Origin of the sequence: Anoxybacillus mongoliensis (assembly GCF_014201515.1) — a bacterium.
GTDB lineage: Bacteria > Bacillota > Bacilli > Bacillales > Anoxybacillaceae > Anoxybacillus > Anoxybacillus mongoliensis.
On the sequence record NZ_JACHEQ010000005.1, the window covers coordinates 121,845 to 137,070 of the forward strand.

Consider the following 15,226-nt stretch of genomic DNA (forward strand, 5'->3'; position numbering starts at 1 on the left):
AACTTTATGAAATGATTGTTTGGTATAATACGGTTACACGTACTTGTATATGGAGGGGATAGATGATGAGAAAAATTGTTATTGTTGGTGGTGTAGCTGGAGGGGCTTCTGCCGCAGCACGTTTGCGTCGGTTAAGCGAAAAAGATGAAATTATTATGTTTGAACGAGGTGAATACATTTCATTCGCGAACTGTGGGCTTCCGTACTATATTGGGGATGTCATTCAAGAACGTAGCAAATTGCTCGTTCAAACCGTTGATGGCATGTCCAAACGCTTTCGCATTGATGTGCGCAATTTAAGTGAAGTCACAAGCATTAATCGTGAACGAAAAACGGTAACGGTAACCAATTTACGAACAAATGAACAGTATGAACAACCGTATGATGTTCTTATTTTGTCGCCAGGTGCCAAGCCGATCGTACCACCAATTCCGGGGATTGATGAGGCAAAAGCGCTCTTTACGTTGCGTAATGTACCGGATACAGACCGTATTCGATCGTTTGTTGATAATGAAAAACCGAAACGTGCGGTCGTTATTGGTGGTGGCTTTATCGGTGTAGAAATGGCTGAGAACTTAACCGAGCGCGGGGTGCATGTGACGCTTGTTGAAATGGCGAATCAAGTGATGGCACCGATTGATTACGAGATGGCAGCAATTGTGCATACACATATGAAAGAGCATGGTGTCGATTTAATTTTAGAAGATGGCGTTCAAGCGTTTGAAGACGAAGGACGTCGTGTCGTGTTAAAAAGTGGTCGTACGATCGAAACAGATATGATCATTTTAGCCATTGGTGTTCAGCCGGAAAGTCAGTTGGCGAAAGAAGCAGGATTGGAACTTGGTTTTCGTGGTGCGATTAAAGTAAATGAACATTTACAAACGTCTGATCCAAATATTTTTGCAATCGGTGATGCAATTGAAGTCAAAAGCTTTATTCATGGATTTGAAACGTTTGTTCCGCTCGCATGGCCAGCAAACCGCCAAGGCCGCCTCGTTGCTGACTACATTAACGGTCGTGACGTAAAGTATAACGGAACGCTTGGTACGTCAATCGCGAAAATCTTTCATATGACCGTAGCAGCGACAGGATTGAACGAAAAAATATTAAAACACCATGGCATCGACTATGAAGTCGTTCATGTTCATCCAATGAGTCATGCAAGCTATTATCCAGGCGCAACACAAATGACGCTAAAATTAATTTTCGATCGTCAAGGTCGCATTTATGGGGCGCAAGCAGTCGGACAAGATGGCGTGGACAAACGTATTGACGTTATTGCAACAGCGATAAAAGGCGGACTAACCGTATATGATTTACCAGACTTAGAATTAGCTTATGCTCCGCCGTTTTCATCAGCGAAAGATCCAGTCAATATGGCTGGATATGTAGCATCAAACGTGTTAGATGGTATGGTAGAAACGGTGCAATGGCATGAAATTGATGACATCGTTGCTAACGGCGGGGTGCTCATTGATGTTCGTACGCCAAAAGAATTAGAAACAAGAGGGGCAATTCCAGGAAGCATCAACATTCCACTTGATGACTTGCGCGATCGCCTTCATGAATTGCCGAAAGATCAAACGATTTATGTTACATGTCAAGTCGGTTTGCGTGGATATTTAGCCACTCGCATTTTGAAAGAACATGGCTTTGAAGCAAAAAATTTAGACGGTGGATATAAATTGTATTCGAGTGTAAGGTAGGAGGAATAAATATGTTTGAAAATATTTTACCGACACAAGCAGATGCCTTGCGTCATGAAGCAAATGTCGAAGTGCTAGACGTTCGGGAAGCGCATGAAGTGGCGGCAGGAAAAATTCCGAACGCACGCCATATTCCGCTCGGGCAACTATTTGCTCGTCTCAACGAACTAGATCCAAACAAAACGTACATTGTTGTTTGTCACTCTGGTGGTCGAAGTGCATTAGCGTGCGAGTGGCTATCAGAACGAGGCTTTCATGTGAAAAACATGGTAGGTGGCATGATGAGTTGGGAAGGAGAAGTGGAATAGACTGGCGATGTGCCAGTCTTTTTTTATGCACTTGGCATCGTTTTATTGTACAATAAAATACATGTATTGGAAGTGAGAGAAGGGGAATACGTATGTGGAAAAATAAAAATATTATTCTTATTTTCATAGGGGAATTTATTGCAGGGATTGGCTTATGGCTTGGAATTATTGGGAATTTAGAATTTATGCAGAAACATATTCCTTCCGACTTTGTGAAGTCGCTTATTTTATTTTCGGGATTGCTTGCTGGTGTGATTGTTAGTCCGATAGCAGGAAGATGGATTGATACATACGCAAAAAAGCATATTCTTTTATATGCAGGGATTGGTCGTATATGTAGCGTTTTTTTTATGTTATTCGCCTTAAAATATGAATCTATTTTCCTCATGGTATGTTTTATGGTTTCCATTCAAGTCGCAGCCGCTTTCTATTTCCCAACGTTGCAAGCGACTATCCCACTTGTTGTGCGGGATGAGAAACAACTGATGACGATCAATGGGATGCACATGAATATTTCAGCGTTATCGCGTATTTCCGGTACTGCCTTTGGTGGTGCGCTTCTTATGATTACAAGTTTGCAAACGTTATATATTGGCGCGATAGTTGCGTACATTTTACTATTTCTACTTACTTTTTTTATTGATATAAAAGAAGAAAGGCGCGAAACAAAACACAATACAAAAGAAAAACAGCGATTTACAGACATATTTCCAATCATTCGTCAATTGCCTATCGTTTATATTGCGGTTGTTTTAACGATTGTGCCGCAGCTATTTATTGGCGGATTTAATTTAATGGTTATCAATATTAGTGAATTACAACATGATTCGTCAATTAAAGGATGGCTGTATACCATTGAAGGAATCGGATTTTTATTTGGAGCTTTTTTCATTAAGTATGCCGCTCGTGAACAAACGTATGTGAAATGGATGTATGCATTAACTTGTTTCATTGCTTTTGCGCAACTATCTTTGCATTTTGCTCATATTAAATGGGTTTCACTTGTCTCGTTTGGTTTGTTTGGTATATGTGTCGGTTGCTTTTTCCCGATGATTGCGACGATTTTTCAAACGAATGTCCCAAAGTTATATCACGGCCGATTTTTTTCATTTAAAAATATGTTTGATCGCGTGACGTTCCAAACCGTATTGTTAGCTTCGGGATTTTTGTTAGATACCATTGGATTAGAAAATATGGTCGTTTTGTTTGGATTTTTATCACTTTTGTTAATGATGTACACGATGTTTCGTAAAAAAGAAGAGTTAAAAAGCGAAGGAGCATAAATACCTTCGCTTTTAACCAATAATAATGCGTTCTTTTGGATAATGATACGATTCTTTTTGTTTGTTGCCACGGATAAGAAACAAAAATGATAAAATACCAATTCGTCCGATAAACATCAAGACGGTAATAACTAGCTTCCCAAATGTGCTTAGTTGTGACGTGATGCCCATGGATAAGCCTGTTGTTCCAAAGGCGGAGCATACTTCAAAGACAATTTCCGTCATTGTAAACGGTTCTGAAAAAGAAAGGAGCACGACAGCTAAAAAACAAAGAATGGAAGCTGTTCCGAACACGATAAACGATTTTAATATATCTTCATGATGAATTTCTCGTTGAAACACTTTAATCGAGTTTTTCCCTTTGGCATAAAAGAAAATGGTTAATATCATAATGGCAAATGTTGTTGTTCGAATCCCTCCCCCTACACTACTTGGAGAGGCACCGATAAACATGAGTGCACTTAAAACAAGTAACGTCGGTTCAGAAAAATCGGCAACATTCATCGTTGCTAGTCCACCATTGCGAGAAGAAATCGATTGAAATAACGCATAAAAAAGTGATTCGTGCCATGTTTTATTAGCAAAAAATTGATTCCATTCGATCAATAAAATCGCCCATGCTCCAAATAAAACGAGTAGAAAAAATGTGACGGTCGTCAATTTTGTGAAAAGTGAAAAGCGATATTGTTGCTTTTGACGATAAAATAAAAATTCCTTTATTTCGATGAGCACAGGAAAACCAATGGCTCCTAACACAAGCAAAATCATATGTATTGTTTGGACAAAATAATCGTCAGCAAATGGAATAAGCGATTGTCCTGTAATATCAAATCCAGCGTTTGTTGTTGCGCTCACCGATGCGAAGAAGCCTTGAAAAAACGCCTTTTGCCATGATGAAAAGTAGCGAAGAAAATATATGCCCAAAATGATCGCGCCAATCAGTTCAATAGCGATAATGAGCGTTAAAATTTCTTTCATTAACTTCACTAAACCAGCAAATGTTGATTGATTTTGATCCGTCATAATAAGTTGACGTTCGCGAAACCCGATTTTTTTTCCAAACATCAGCCAAATAAATGTACCAAGTGCCATAATGCCAATGCCGCCAAATTGGAGAATAAAAGCTAATACAAATATACCAGGTGTATTAAAAGTATGCGCTGTTGATACGACAGTTAGCCCGGTTACACTAATAGCACTTACAGCAGTAAATAATGCATCAACAAAGCTCAGTTTCACACCGGGTTGATGGAAAAAAGGCAGCCATAGTAACAGTGTGGATACACAAACAGCTGCAAAGTAAAACAAAACAATAAGCTGAACGGTAGATAGACGGGATAATTTTCGAGACTTCACAGCTTTACTCCCTCACATGTTTTCGTTTTGAACATATTTTGATTTTGGCAAATGGTGAAAAGGAATGCAAGTATGTTTTTTGATCAAGAAATATTTGTATTTACAAAACTTTTTGTTTTTTTATAATGATAACTAACCGATGATAAGAAAGGTTGGGATATATGTCAACGCGTATAAAAGGATTATGGATGGTTGTCATTGCAGCGACAATGTGGGGGCTTTCTGGCACAGCTGCACAATGGGTGTTTCAGCAAAAACATATAACAACAGAGTGGCTTGTTTTTGTACGAATGATCGCTTCAGGTTTTTGTTTATTAGCTTTCGCATCGTTTCGTGGTATTCCCTTATTTCATATTTGGCGTGAGAGAAATAGTCGACTGTTGCTCATTTCTTTCAGCTTAGTAGGTATGCTTGGAGTGCAATATACGTATTTTTTGTCCATTGCATATGGAAACGCTGCGGCTGCAACGTTATTACAATATTTAGCACCGATTTACATTGTCTTATATTTTTTGATACGTGAGCGGAAACATCCATCTGTTTCGATCTGGGGTGCGCTCATTTTAGCTACTTGTGGGATATTTTTGTTGTTAACAAATGGAAAATTAAGTGCATTAAGTATCTCCTTTCCCGCATTTTTATGGGGAGTTGTATCAGGTGTGCTTCTTGCATTTTATACGATTTGTTCAGCAAAACTATTAAAAAAATGGGACTCACTTATTATTGTCGGTTGGGCGATGGTAATTGGAGGAGTTGTTATGATTCCGATCGTACGTTCGTTTCTGGGGCCATTTTTCACGCTAGATTTTCCAACGATTGTTTCGATTTTATTTATTGTCATATGTGGAACGTTACTTGCTTTCTTACTGTTTATTGAAAGCATTAGATATTTATCTCCGACAGAATCAAGTATTTTATCTAGTGTAGAGCCTTTGTCGGCTATTATTGCTTCTGTTTTATTTTTACACGTATCGTTCGGCTTTTTTCAAACGCTTGGCAGTCTATTAATTATTACAACAGTTATTCTTTTAGGAAAACAAAAAATCGTGTCCTCTTCGTAAAAAATAAATGTTTGTTTTTTTCTTATTTGATAAAATAGTGTTGCTCATGAATTCACAAAAATGGAGGAGAGAATGGTGAAAACGCGTGGAAAAATTGTAGCTGTATACATTCTTACCGTTTTTTTATTAGTTGGACTAATTAACGGTATCATTTATGTTCAATTTCAATCATTGATTGCGAACAAAGTAATGACGACGAACGCTCAACTTGCTCTGCAACTGATTGATGCAAAATTTCCTGGAGCATGGCAAATAAAAGAGGGGGCACTATATAAAGGGGAAATAAAAATGAACGAAAACGAGGAAGTTGTCGACTACATAAAGGAAGTCGTTGGTGCAGATAGTACGATTTTTCTGAACGACGAACGTGTGGCAACAACAGTCATGAAAGATGGCCAAAGACAAATAGGGACAAAAGCTGATCCGAAAGTTGTACAAGAAGTCATAAAAAAACAAAATCGCTATATCGGTGAAGCGAACGTGCTTGGAAAATCGTATGTAACGAGTTATTTGCCAATGAAGAACGAGCGTGGTGAAGTCATTGGTATGTTTTTTGTCGGCATGCCAAAGCAAATCGTCAATCAAGAGATTAATAGCGTCATTGTCAAGGTGATTGCCATTTCTGTGTTGTTTGTCATTGTAGGGATTATTGCCTATCACTTATTTATTTCGATGCGAATCATGAAGCCGTTACATATTGCAAAACAACATCTTGAACAAATAGCTAGCGGTGACTTTAGTAAGCCACTGCCTGAAAAACTTCTTGATGCAAAAGATGAGTTTGGTGAAATGGCACGCGCGCTTTCTAAAACAAAACAAGCGCTTCGGGATATGGCTGTTCATATTCAAATGCAAGCAGATGCGATTGATCAACAATCGAGTGCCCTATCTGCTACTTCACAACAAATGTCTGCCTCTACTGAAGAAGTGGCGGCAACGATGGAACAAGTATCGCAAGGAGCAGCAGCACAAGCGAACGATTTGGCTGATATGACGCATTCACTTTCTTACTTAACTGAAAAAGTTGAACGTGTGTATGTAGAGCTGGCGAATGTAAAGCAAGAAGCACTTCGTACGTCTGAACGGGCAGATATCGGTAAAAAAGAAATGGATGTATTAATAGCAACCATCGATCAAATTAAACGAGCGTTTGAAACGGTAACAAACCACGTTCAAACATTAACGGCATCCGTACAAAAAATAAGTGGAATTACAGAAATGATTTCGACGATTTCGGATCAAACCAACTTATTAGCTTTAAATGCTGCCATTGAAGCAGCACGTGCTGGAGAAGCAGGGAAAGGATTTGCAGTTGTTGCGGATGAAGTGCGTAAATTAGCTGAACAATCGAAATCATTTACGGAAGACATTGTTCAACTCATTACCTCAATTAGCAAAAATACAGATGATGTCATTTATACATCAAGTGAAGTGCATCTCTTTATTAAAGACCAAGCGAATGCCGTTGAAAAAACGGTACGTTCATTTGCTGACATTTTAACATCCATTAGCCATATCGCCCCTCTTATTGTTTCAACTGAACAAGCAATGGATGAAATCGTTAAAGAAAAAGACAAAGTCATTGTCCGCATTGAGCAAATTAGCGCAGTAGCTGAAGAAAATTCAGCAGCAACAGAAGAAGTCACCGCCTCGTCAGAAGAGTTAACTGCATCAGCCCAAGAAGTAGCCGCAACAGCTCAACGGTTGTATGATATTGCAGAAAAGATGAAAGAAACGACTAATCGATTTATTGTATAAAAGCGGCAGACAACCTGTCGCTTCAAAAATAATTGTAAACGTTATCAAAAAGAATTATAGTAAAATTAGGTGAAGACAATGGCACAAAAAAAATGGACAATCAGTCTTATTATATTTCTCGTTTTGTTTTTATATGTTTTTTTTCACTTTATCACCGTAACAAAACAGCTTGAAAAAACAGTAGCAAAACTACAACATGAACAAAAAATGATGTCACACTTCCCACATGTGATTTTAATATCCCAAGAATTTGATAATCCATATTGGCGAAAAATTGAACAGGGGGCGAAGGAAGCAGGAAAACAGTATGATGTAAATATTGAATACATCGGCCCTCTCCGAACAAGCATCGAGGAGCAAGTGAAATTACTCGAAAAAGCGATTGCTTCTCGTGTCGATGGCATTATTGTTCAAAATTTAAAAGATGAAGCGTTTACACCACTTATTGACAAAGCTATTTCGCGAAATATACCTGTAATTACAATTGATGCCGATGCTCCAAAGAGCCGCCGCATCGCTTATGTTGGAACAAATAATTTTGAAGCTGGTCGATTGCTTGGACAGGCAGTTGTTTCCCGTGTAGAAGGAAAACAAGAGATTGGGGTTATAATTGGGACGGATACATCAGAAAACCAACGTCTGCGCTTACAAGGGTTTTTATCTGTTATTACTGAATATCCACGTTTAAAAGTCGTTTCCGTTGCCTCATCGAATATTTCGCGCATTCAAGCGTCTATTCAAGCAGAACAAATGTTAAGAAAACAGCCGAATATTTCTGTTATGGTTGGCACAAGTGCGCTAGATGCGATTGGTATTCGGATGGCGATAAAAAACTTGCACCGTGAAGACATTCAAATTTTCGGTTTTGACGATGTAGAAGAAACGATGGAAGCGATTAAAGAAGGAGATATTGTCGCAACGGTCGTTCAAAAACCTTATGATATGGGATATTCGGCAGTGAAGCTCATGGCTGATCACCTTTCTGGCAAACAAATTGACAAAGAGCATTTTACAGCCACGGGAGTGATTGACTACCAAAACATTCAGCAAGGGAGAAACAAATGAAAATTCGGACGAAATTGTTTGTTTTTATTCCGCTTCTCGTTCTTCTATTGAATTGTATCGCGTTTTTTATTTTTCAAAGCGGAAAAAAAGTACAAGAAAGCTATGATGTCATGATGCAACGCATCTTTTTATATAAACAAATTTCGCTTGAAACACAAGAAAATGTACGTTTTTTAAGTAGCTACTTAATTCACCAAGATGAATACAATTATAAGCAACTGATCGAACATAAAAAACGACTCGAAAAGTTGCACCGTGAGTTAACCGAAAGACAATTGGAAGGAAATGATGCGTTCACGCTCGAAAACTACAAAAATATGGTTTATGTCTTTCTCGATTTAGAACAAGCGATTATTCATCAACTAACAAAACAACAATTCACAGGCTATGCCGTTCAGTACAATGAAATTGAGAAGATTGCTTCGTTTATTCGCGAAGATAGCCAAGCGCTCGTTGATGTTGAGTTGAACTTATATCAACCAGTATACAAACAAATATTACAGCATACGTCACAAATGAATGCACTAGGTAGAATGCTTTTTACTTTAACAACTATTTTAAGCATTGTTTTTGCGATATGGCTATCACGGACGATTGTCATTCCGATCCACCATCTCGTTCATGCGGCAAAAAAAATATCAGCTGGCCAACTCGATACACGTATTCCTTGCTTTGATGGACATGATGAAATTGGGTTGCTCGGTAAAACGTTTCAACATATGATTGAAAATTTGCGAATATTAATTTCGGAAAATATGGAAATATTAGAAAAAGAAAAACTTGTGCGTGAGCTAGAATTAAAAGCACTCCAAAGTCAAATTAATCCTCATTTTTTATTTAATACGCTGAACGTCATTTCCAAGCTTGCTTACCTCGAAGGAGCGGAACAAACGAGCGAACTAACCGTATCTACATCAAATTTATTGCGATACAATTTACGTAAGCTCGATCAACCTGTCACTTTGCGTGAAGAAGTAGAACATGCGAAAGAGTATTTTGCGATTCAAAAAGCCCGCTTTCGCGATCGCGTTACTTTTGAAGTAAGGGTAGATGAATCATGTTTGGAACAGCCCATTCCTTGTTTAACGTTGCAACCTCTCATCGAAAATGCTTTTATTCACGGGATTGAAGAGATGGAAGAAGGGGCGAACATTCAATTAATCATCGAAGAAAAAAGAAATTGTATTCAAGTAACGGTTGCGGATAACGGTGTAGGAATGCCGTATGATGTACAACAAGCCATCATGAATGCATCGTATTCCTTGATTAAAACAGGTCATTCAACAGGACTTGGATTAGAAAATGTGTTACGACGTCTTCAGCTTTTTTACGGAGTAGAAAAAATACTCGACATAAAAAGTGCGCCAAACGAAGGAACGGCTATTATTTTACGATTGCCAAGGAGGGAAAGCGATGTACAAGCTACTTATTGCTGATGATGAGCCACTAGAGCGGGAAGGATTGCAGTTGATGATTGAACGCTCATTTCCACATACGTTTACGATTTTTCATGCAGAACACGGTCGAAGGGCCATTCAGCAAGTAGAGGAACATCGGCCGCATATCATTTTTATGGATATGAAAATGCCAGGCATTCAAGGACTTGAAGCGATTGCTGAAATACGCAAAATGGATGCACAGACGAAAATCGTCATTTTAACAGCATATGATTACTTTACATATGCAAAAGAAGCTATTTCTTTCGGCGTAAGTGAATATGTGTTAAAACCTGCCAAAAAACAACAAATGATTGATTTGTTGCAAAGATTGTTACATCAAATTTCGGAAGAGCAAGCGATGCGTGAACAACAATTAACCGCCCGTGAAAAACTCGTTCAACTGCAAGCATTAAGTGAAATAGCTTGGACATGGTTGTTCATGGGAAAAATGGATGAATGTGCAGCTCATACGTTTACCGGTATGGAATTTGAAAACGGATACGCAATAGTCGTGGAACTAGAAAAGGCTGATGCATATGAACGTGAAAAATGGGAAGAAACGGTGAAGCAATGCATAAAACAACAGCGACATTGTTTATGTAGCTCGCTTAATCAAAGACAAATGGCGATTTTTATTGAAGCCAAGCAGGACGAACATGTCATTTCGTTTGTTCAGTCGTTGTTAAAGCAGCTCGAGAAAGCGTTGCAACAGCGTGTAAAGATTGGGATTGGTACGATCCAGTCAGGTATTGACGGAATGAAACGCTCATATAAAGAGGCGTGGACTGCTGCGCGCTATGTATCGTCATTTAGTCGAGTCATGCATATTGATGATGTTCCGTTAACGGATGACGTGGAACATATCCATATAAAAACAAGTGGCAGCGTCATCGAGCAAGTCGAAATGTTTTTACAGGAAAACTATTGTTATGATGTGACGCTTGAAGAAGTAGCAAAATACGTTCATTTAACACCGTATTACTTCAGCAAACTATTCAAAAAAGAAATCGGTCAAACGTTTACTGATTATTTAACACATTTACGCATCGAAAAAGCGAAACAATTGATGTGCGACGAAGGATTAACGGTGAAAGAAGCTTGTTACCGCGTCGGATATAAAGATCCAAACTATTTTAGCCGCGTGTTTAAAAAAGTAACAAATATGACACCAACACAATATCGTCAAGACGTGTGCGGGCGCTTATAAAAATGCTCGCACTTTTTTGTTCAACGACAAAAAAATGCTGATTCGTTCCTTTTTATAGTAATGAAAGCGTTTAATTTGTGCGAATATATCGCAAATAAGTGAAGAAAACAAAGAAAACGCTTTCTTTTTCTTATGGTACGCTGAACATGTAGACAATATGAAAAACAAGGGGGAATACATGTGAAGTGGTGGAAACATGTCGCAAAAGGAGCGGCAACATTCGTCTTAGCCTCTGCATTAACAGCATGCGGAGTTGTATCTTCGGGAAACGAAGGGGGAAGCGAATCGACGAAAAAAGACGATGATAAAATTGTCATCGGTTTTTCGATGGATACGTTAAAGGAAGAACGTTGGCAACGGGATAAAGAATTATTTGAAGCAAAAGTGAAAGAACTCGGTGCAGAAGTGAAAACGCTAGCAGCAAATGGAGACGATGCTGCGCAGTTGAGCCAGGCAGAACAACTCATTTCAGAGGGCGTTGATGTTCTCGTTGTTGTACCTCATAACGCCGAGGCGTCCGCAGCGATCGTAGAAAAGGCACATAAAGAAGGAATTCCGGTTATTTCTTATGACCGTTTAATTAAAAATGCGGAAGTAGACTATTACGTTTCATTTGACAACGTGCGTGTCGGTGAAATGCAAGCACAAGCCATTGTAGAAAAAGCACCAAAAGGAAACTATGTTTATATCGGTGGAGCAGATACAGATAACAACGCTCATTTATTCCGCCAAGGAGCGATGAACGTATTAAAGCCACTTGAAGAAAAAGGCGACATTAAAATTGTTTACGACCAATTCTCAAAAGATTGGAAACCAGAAGAAGCATTGAAAAACATGGAAAACGCATTAACAGCAAATAACAACAACATTCAAGCAGTTGTCGCAGCGAATGACGGAACAGCAGGTGGTGTTATTCAAGCTTTAGCGGCACAAGGATTAGCGGGGAAAGTACCTGTTTCAGGACAAGATGCCGAGTTAGCAGCACTTCAACGTATCGTTGAAGGAACGCAAACGATGACAGTATATAAACCGATTAAAGCGATTGCAACAAAAGCAGCAGAAATGGCAGTTGCTTTAGCAAAAGGTGAGAAAATCGAAACGAACCAAACGGTATCAAACGGCAAAATTGACGTTCCATCTGTCTTACTTGATCCAATTGCTGTAACAAAAGAAAGTGTATTAGACACAGTCATTAAAGATGGGTATCACAAATTAGAAGACGTATTTAAAAACGTACCGAAAGATCAATGGCCAAAACAATGAAGATAAGGGGCTGGCTTTGCCAGACCCTTATTTTCAACATGATACAACGGGAGTGAAACGAATGTATGCGTTAGAAATGATCAATATTACAAAAGAATTTCTCGGCGTGAAAGCACTTGATCGTGTCAGTTTCAAAGTGAAAAAAGGAGAAATTCATGCGCTTTGTGGTGAAAATGGCGCGGGAAAATCAACGTTGATGAAAGTGTTAAGCGGGCTGTATCCAACCGGAACATATGATGGGGAAATTCGTATTGATGGCAAACCTGTTTCTTTTCGAAATATTGTCGATGCGGAACAAGCAGGCATTGCGATCATTCACCAAGAGCTTGCGCTTGTAAAAGAAATGACTGTTGGTGAAAACATTTTTTTAGGGAGAGAGCCACGTAAATTCGGTGTCATTCAATGGGACCAATTGTATTATGAAGCAGAAACATGGTTAAAAAAAGTCGGATTAACGATTTCTCCACAAACAAAAATCCACTCACTTGGTATTGGACAACAGCAGTTAGTTGAAATTGCTAAAGCGCTAGCCAAACAAGCAAATATTTTAATTTTAGATGAACCTACCGCAGCGTTAACAGAAAGTGAAGTTGAAATTTTAATGGGCATTTTAGAACAGCTACGAGCACAAGGGGTTGCATGTATTTATATTTCTCATAAAATGCCAGAAGTATTTCGACTTGCTGATTCGATTACCGTACTGCGCGATGGAAAGTCAATTGTGACGCTTTCACGTGCAGAAACGAACGAGGATGAAGTTGTCGCGCTCATGGTTGGGCGTGAGTTGACAGAGCGTTATCCGTACGTCAAAAAAACGCTAGGTCATGTCGTATTAGAAGTGAAAAACTACTCTGTTTGGCATAAAGAAAAGCCGATGAAAATCAACGACAGTATCCATATAACTGTTCGCGCTGGGGAAATTGTTGGCATTGCAGGATTGATGGGGGCAGGACGAACGGAACTCGCGATGAGTTTATTCGGTGCATACGAAGGAAAAGCAGAAGGGCAAGTGTGGTTGGAAGGGAAACAAGTGCACATTCGTTCGGTGCAAGATGCGATTCGATCAGGTATTGCACTCGTCACAGAAGACCGCAAAAGGTTGGGGCTTATACTTGGAATGGATGTGAAAACAAATACGACATTAGCTAGCTTAAAAAATATTAGCCGCTTACAAGTGATCAATCAAAATGAAGAATTAAAGTGGAGCCAAAAATATGTCGATGAACTAAAAACGAAGACAGCATCTTTAGAAACAGCTGTCGGTACGTTATCTGGAGGGAATCAGCAAAAAGTTGTATTGGCGAAATGGTTAATGGCGAAACCAAAACTTTTAATATTAGACGAGCCGACGCGCGGTATTGATGTTGGAGCAAAATATGAAATTTATCACTTAATGAATAAATTAGCAAAAGAAGGCGTTGCTATCATGATGATTTCTTCTGAACTTCCAGAAATTTTAGGAATGAGCGACCGCATTTATGTTATGCGTGAAGGGAGAATCGTGAAACAATTGTCGCACGATGAAGCAACACAAGAAAATATTATGATGGCAGCGACAGGAGGGGAATGAGTTATGGAAATAAAGGCAGTCATCGAGCAGCAACCGAAAAAGAAAAATGTATTTGGCAAAATAGATATTCGTGCTTATACGATGATCGGTGCACTCATTGCTATTTGGATTTTCTTTGGTATGTTAAATGAGACATTTTTGAGTGCCCGCAATTTATCGAACTTATTTACACAAATGTCGGTTACAGCTATTTTAGCCATTGGTATGGTGCTTGTCATTGTTGCAGGACATATTGATCTTTCCGTCGGTTCGATTGTCGGTCTTACAGGTGGTGTTGCAGCCATTTTAAGCAACTGGATGGGGATGCCGACATCTGTCGTCATTTTATGTACGTTGCTTGCAGGTGCACTTGTCGGACTTGTGCAAGGTTGGTTAGTTGCTTATCGAGCCATTCCTGCGTTTATCGTTACGTTAGGTGGAATGATGATTTTCCGCGGAGCATTAATGGGAATCACAAAGTCAACAACCATTCCAATTTTTGATGCGCAGTTTATTGCTTTAGGAAGCGCATATTTTACAGATGTTTTTGGTATTATACTTGCGGCGATGGCCGTCGTTGCGCTATTTGTTTCAACGTTTCGTAAGCGAAAATCGCGCCAACAATACGGCTTCACTGTTTCGCCATTACCTTTTGAACTAACAAAATTATTCGTTATTAGTGCACTTATTTTAGTATTTGTTGTTACAATGAACAGTTATAAAGGAATTCCGTTTCCGATTATTTTTGTCATTGCCTTGGCGCTTATTTTCTCATTCATTGCGACAAAAACAACGTTTGGTCGTCACGTATACGCCATCGGAGGAAACGTGGAAGCTGCCCGGTTATCTGGGATTAATATCCAACTCCATACGATGATGTTGTTTGTCTTTACGGGCTTGCTTTCTGCTATCGCTGCACTCGTTTTAACAGCACGTTTATCATCGGCAACGATTTCAGCGGGACAAATGTACGAGCTAGATGCCATCGCCGCCTGCGTCATCGGTGGAACATCCTTAATGGGCGGATCTGGTACAATCATCGGTGCGATCATCGGTGCCATGGTCATGACATCGCTTGATAATGGAATGTCATTGTTAGGTATGGAAACATTTTGGCAATATATCGTAAAAGGGAGCATTTTAATTTTAGCCGTTTGGATTGATATTGCTAGTCGAAAGCGGAAAACAAATTAAAAAAATAGATTAAAGAGGTGCGACCGGAAGGCCAGGC

At 39.2% G+C, this 15,226-nt stretch carries 12 protein-coding genes; 11 read left to right on the top strand and 1 reads right to left on the bottom strand.

Features of this window, described 5'->3' with window-relative positions:
• Nucleotides 1–65 precede the first annotated feature (65 nt).
• The 3 genes from cdr (at nucleotide 66) to HNR43_RS06510 (ending at nucleotide 3,297) form a co-directional block, all read left to right on the top strand.
• Nucleotides 66–1,706 (top strand): CoA-disulfide reductase, encoded by a 1,641-nt coding sequence (cdr, locus tag HNR43_RS06500; protein ID WP_183242332.1) that lies wholly within the window; start codon nucleotides 66–68, stop codon nucleotides 1,704–1,706.
• An 11-nt stretch (nucleotides 1,707–1,717) separates the two neighbouring features.
• Nucleotides 1,718–2,014 (top strand): rhodanese-like domain-containing protein, encoded by a 297-nt coding sequence (locus HNR43_RS06505; RefSeq protein WP_183242334.1) that lies wholly within the window; start codon nucleotides 1,718–1,720, stop codon nucleotides 2,012–2,014.
• A 92-nt stretch (nucleotides 2,015–2,106) separates the two neighbouring features.
• Nucleotides 2,107–3,297, top strand: coding sequence for an MFS transporter (locus tag HNR43_RS06510; RefSeq protein WP_183242336.1), 1,191 nt, complete (start codon nucleotides 2,107–2,109; stop codon nucleotides 3,295–3,297).
• Nucleotides 3,298–3,309: 12 nt separating this feature from the next.
• Here the strand turns inward: HNR43_RS06510 and HNR43_RS06515 are convergent, their stop codons facing one another.
• Nucleotides 3,310–4,653 (bottom strand): potassium transporter TrkG, encoded by a 1,344-nt coding sequence (locus HNR43_RS06515; RefSeq protein WP_183242338.1) that lies wholly within the window; start codon nucleotides 4,651–4,653, stop codon nucleotides 3,310–3,312.
• A gap of 161 nt (nucleotides 4,654–4,814) precedes the next feature.
• On the opposite strand from HNR43_RS06515, the gene HNR43_RS06520 reads away from it, so the two are divergent.
• The 8 genes from HNR43_RS06520 to HNR43_RS06555 all read left to right on the top strand — a co-directional run bounded on the left by HNR43_RS06520 (nucleotide 4,815) and on the right by HNR43_RS06555 (nucleotide 15,189).
• Nucleotides 4,815–5,714: a DMT family transporter gene (locus HNR43_RS06520; RefSeq protein WP_183242340.1), complete on the top strand. Its 900-nt coding sequence runs from the start codon at nucleotides 4,815–4,817 to the stop codon at nucleotides 5,712–5,714.
• A gap of 72 nt (nucleotides 5,715–5,786) precedes the next feature.
• Nucleotides 5,787–7,472, top strand: a complete 1,686-nt coding sequence (locus HNR43_RS06525; RefSeq protein ID WP_246346267.1) for a methyl-accepting chemotaxis protein — start codon at nucleotides 5,787–5,789, stop codon at nucleotides 7,470–7,472.
• A gap of 78 nt (nucleotides 7,473–7,550) precedes the next feature.
• On the top strand, nucleotides 7,551–8,537 hold the full coding sequence (locus HNR43_RS06530) for a sugar-binding protein (protein WP_183242344.1): 987 nt from the start codon (nucleotides 7,551–7,553) through the stop codon (nucleotides 8,535–8,537).
• Nucleotides 8,534–9,973 (top strand): sensor histidine kinase, encoded by a 1,440-nt coding sequence (locus HNR43_RS06535; protein WP_183242347.1) that lies wholly within the window; start codon nucleotides 8,534–8,536, stop codon nucleotides 9,971–9,973. The genes HNR43_RS06530 and HNR43_RS06535 overlap by 4 nt, the downstream gene beginning before the upstream one ends.
• Nucleotides 9,951–11,183, top strand: a complete 1,233-nt coding sequence (locus tag HNR43_RS06540) for a response regulator (RefSeq protein ID WP_183242349.1) — start codon at nucleotides 9,951–9,953, stop codon at nucleotides 11,181–11,183. Before HNR43_RS06535 ends, HNR43_RS06540 begins: the two co-directional genes overlap by 23 nt.
• A gap of 180 nt (nucleotides 11,184–11,363) precedes the next feature.
• Nucleotides 11,364–12,446, top strand: a complete 1,083-nt coding sequence (xylF, locus tag HNR43_RS06545) for a D-xylose ABC transporter substrate-binding protein (protein WP_183242351.1) — start codon at nucleotides 11,364–11,366, stop codon at nucleotides 12,444–12,446.
• Between the two features lie 16 nt (nucleotides 12,447–12,462).
• A complete protein-coding gene (locus HNR43_RS06550) occupies nucleotides 12,463–14,016 on the top strand; it encodes a xylose ABC transporter ATP-binding protein (RefSeq protein ID WP_281380365.1) in 1,554 nt (517 codons plus the stop codon).
• Between the two features lie 3 nt (nucleotides 14,017–14,019).
• Complete coding sequence (locus tag HNR43_RS06555; protein ID WP_183242353.1) at nucleotides 14,020–15,189, top strand: sugar ABC transporter permease; 1,170 nt, start codon at nucleotides 14,020–14,022, stop codon at nucleotides 15,187–15,189.
• Nucleotides 15,190–15,226: the final 37 nt, after the last annotated feature.

Coding starts and splice junctions, on each gene's coding strand:
- cdr (WP_183242332.1), top strand. CDS start 66: ATGAGAAAAATTGTTATTGTTGGTGGTGTAGCTGGAGGGGCTTCTGCC.
- HNR43_RS06505 (WP_183242334.1), top strand. CDS start 1,718: ATGTTTGAAAATATTTTACCGACACAAGCAGATGCCTTGCGTCATGAA.
- HNR43_RS06510 (WP_183242336.1), top strand. CDS start 2,107: ATGTGGAAAAATAAAAATATTATTCTTATTTTCATAGGGGAATTTATT.
- HNR43_RS06520 (WP_183242340.1), top strand. CDS start 4,815: ATGTCAACGCGTATAAAAGGATTATGGATGGTTGTCATTGCAGCGACA.
- HNR43_RS06525 (WP_246346267.1), top strand. CDS start 5,787: ATGGTGAAAACGCGTGGAAAAATTGTAGCTGTATACATTCTTACCGTT.
- HNR43_RS06530 (WP_183242344.1), top strand. CDS start 7,551: ATGGCACAAAAAAAATGGACAATCAGTCTTATTATATTTCTCGTTTTG.
- HNR43_RS06535 (WP_183242347.1), top strand. CDS start 8,534: ATGAAAATTCGGACGAAATTGTTTGTTTTTATTCCGCTTCTCGTTCTT.
- HNR43_RS06540 (WP_183242349.1), top strand. CDS start 9,951: ATGTACAAGCTACTTATTGCTGATGATGAGCCACTAGAGCGGGAAGGA.
- HNR43_RS06555 (WP_183242353.1), top strand. CDS start 14,020: ATGGAAATAAAGGCAGTCATCGAGCAGCAACCGAAAAAGAAAAATGTA.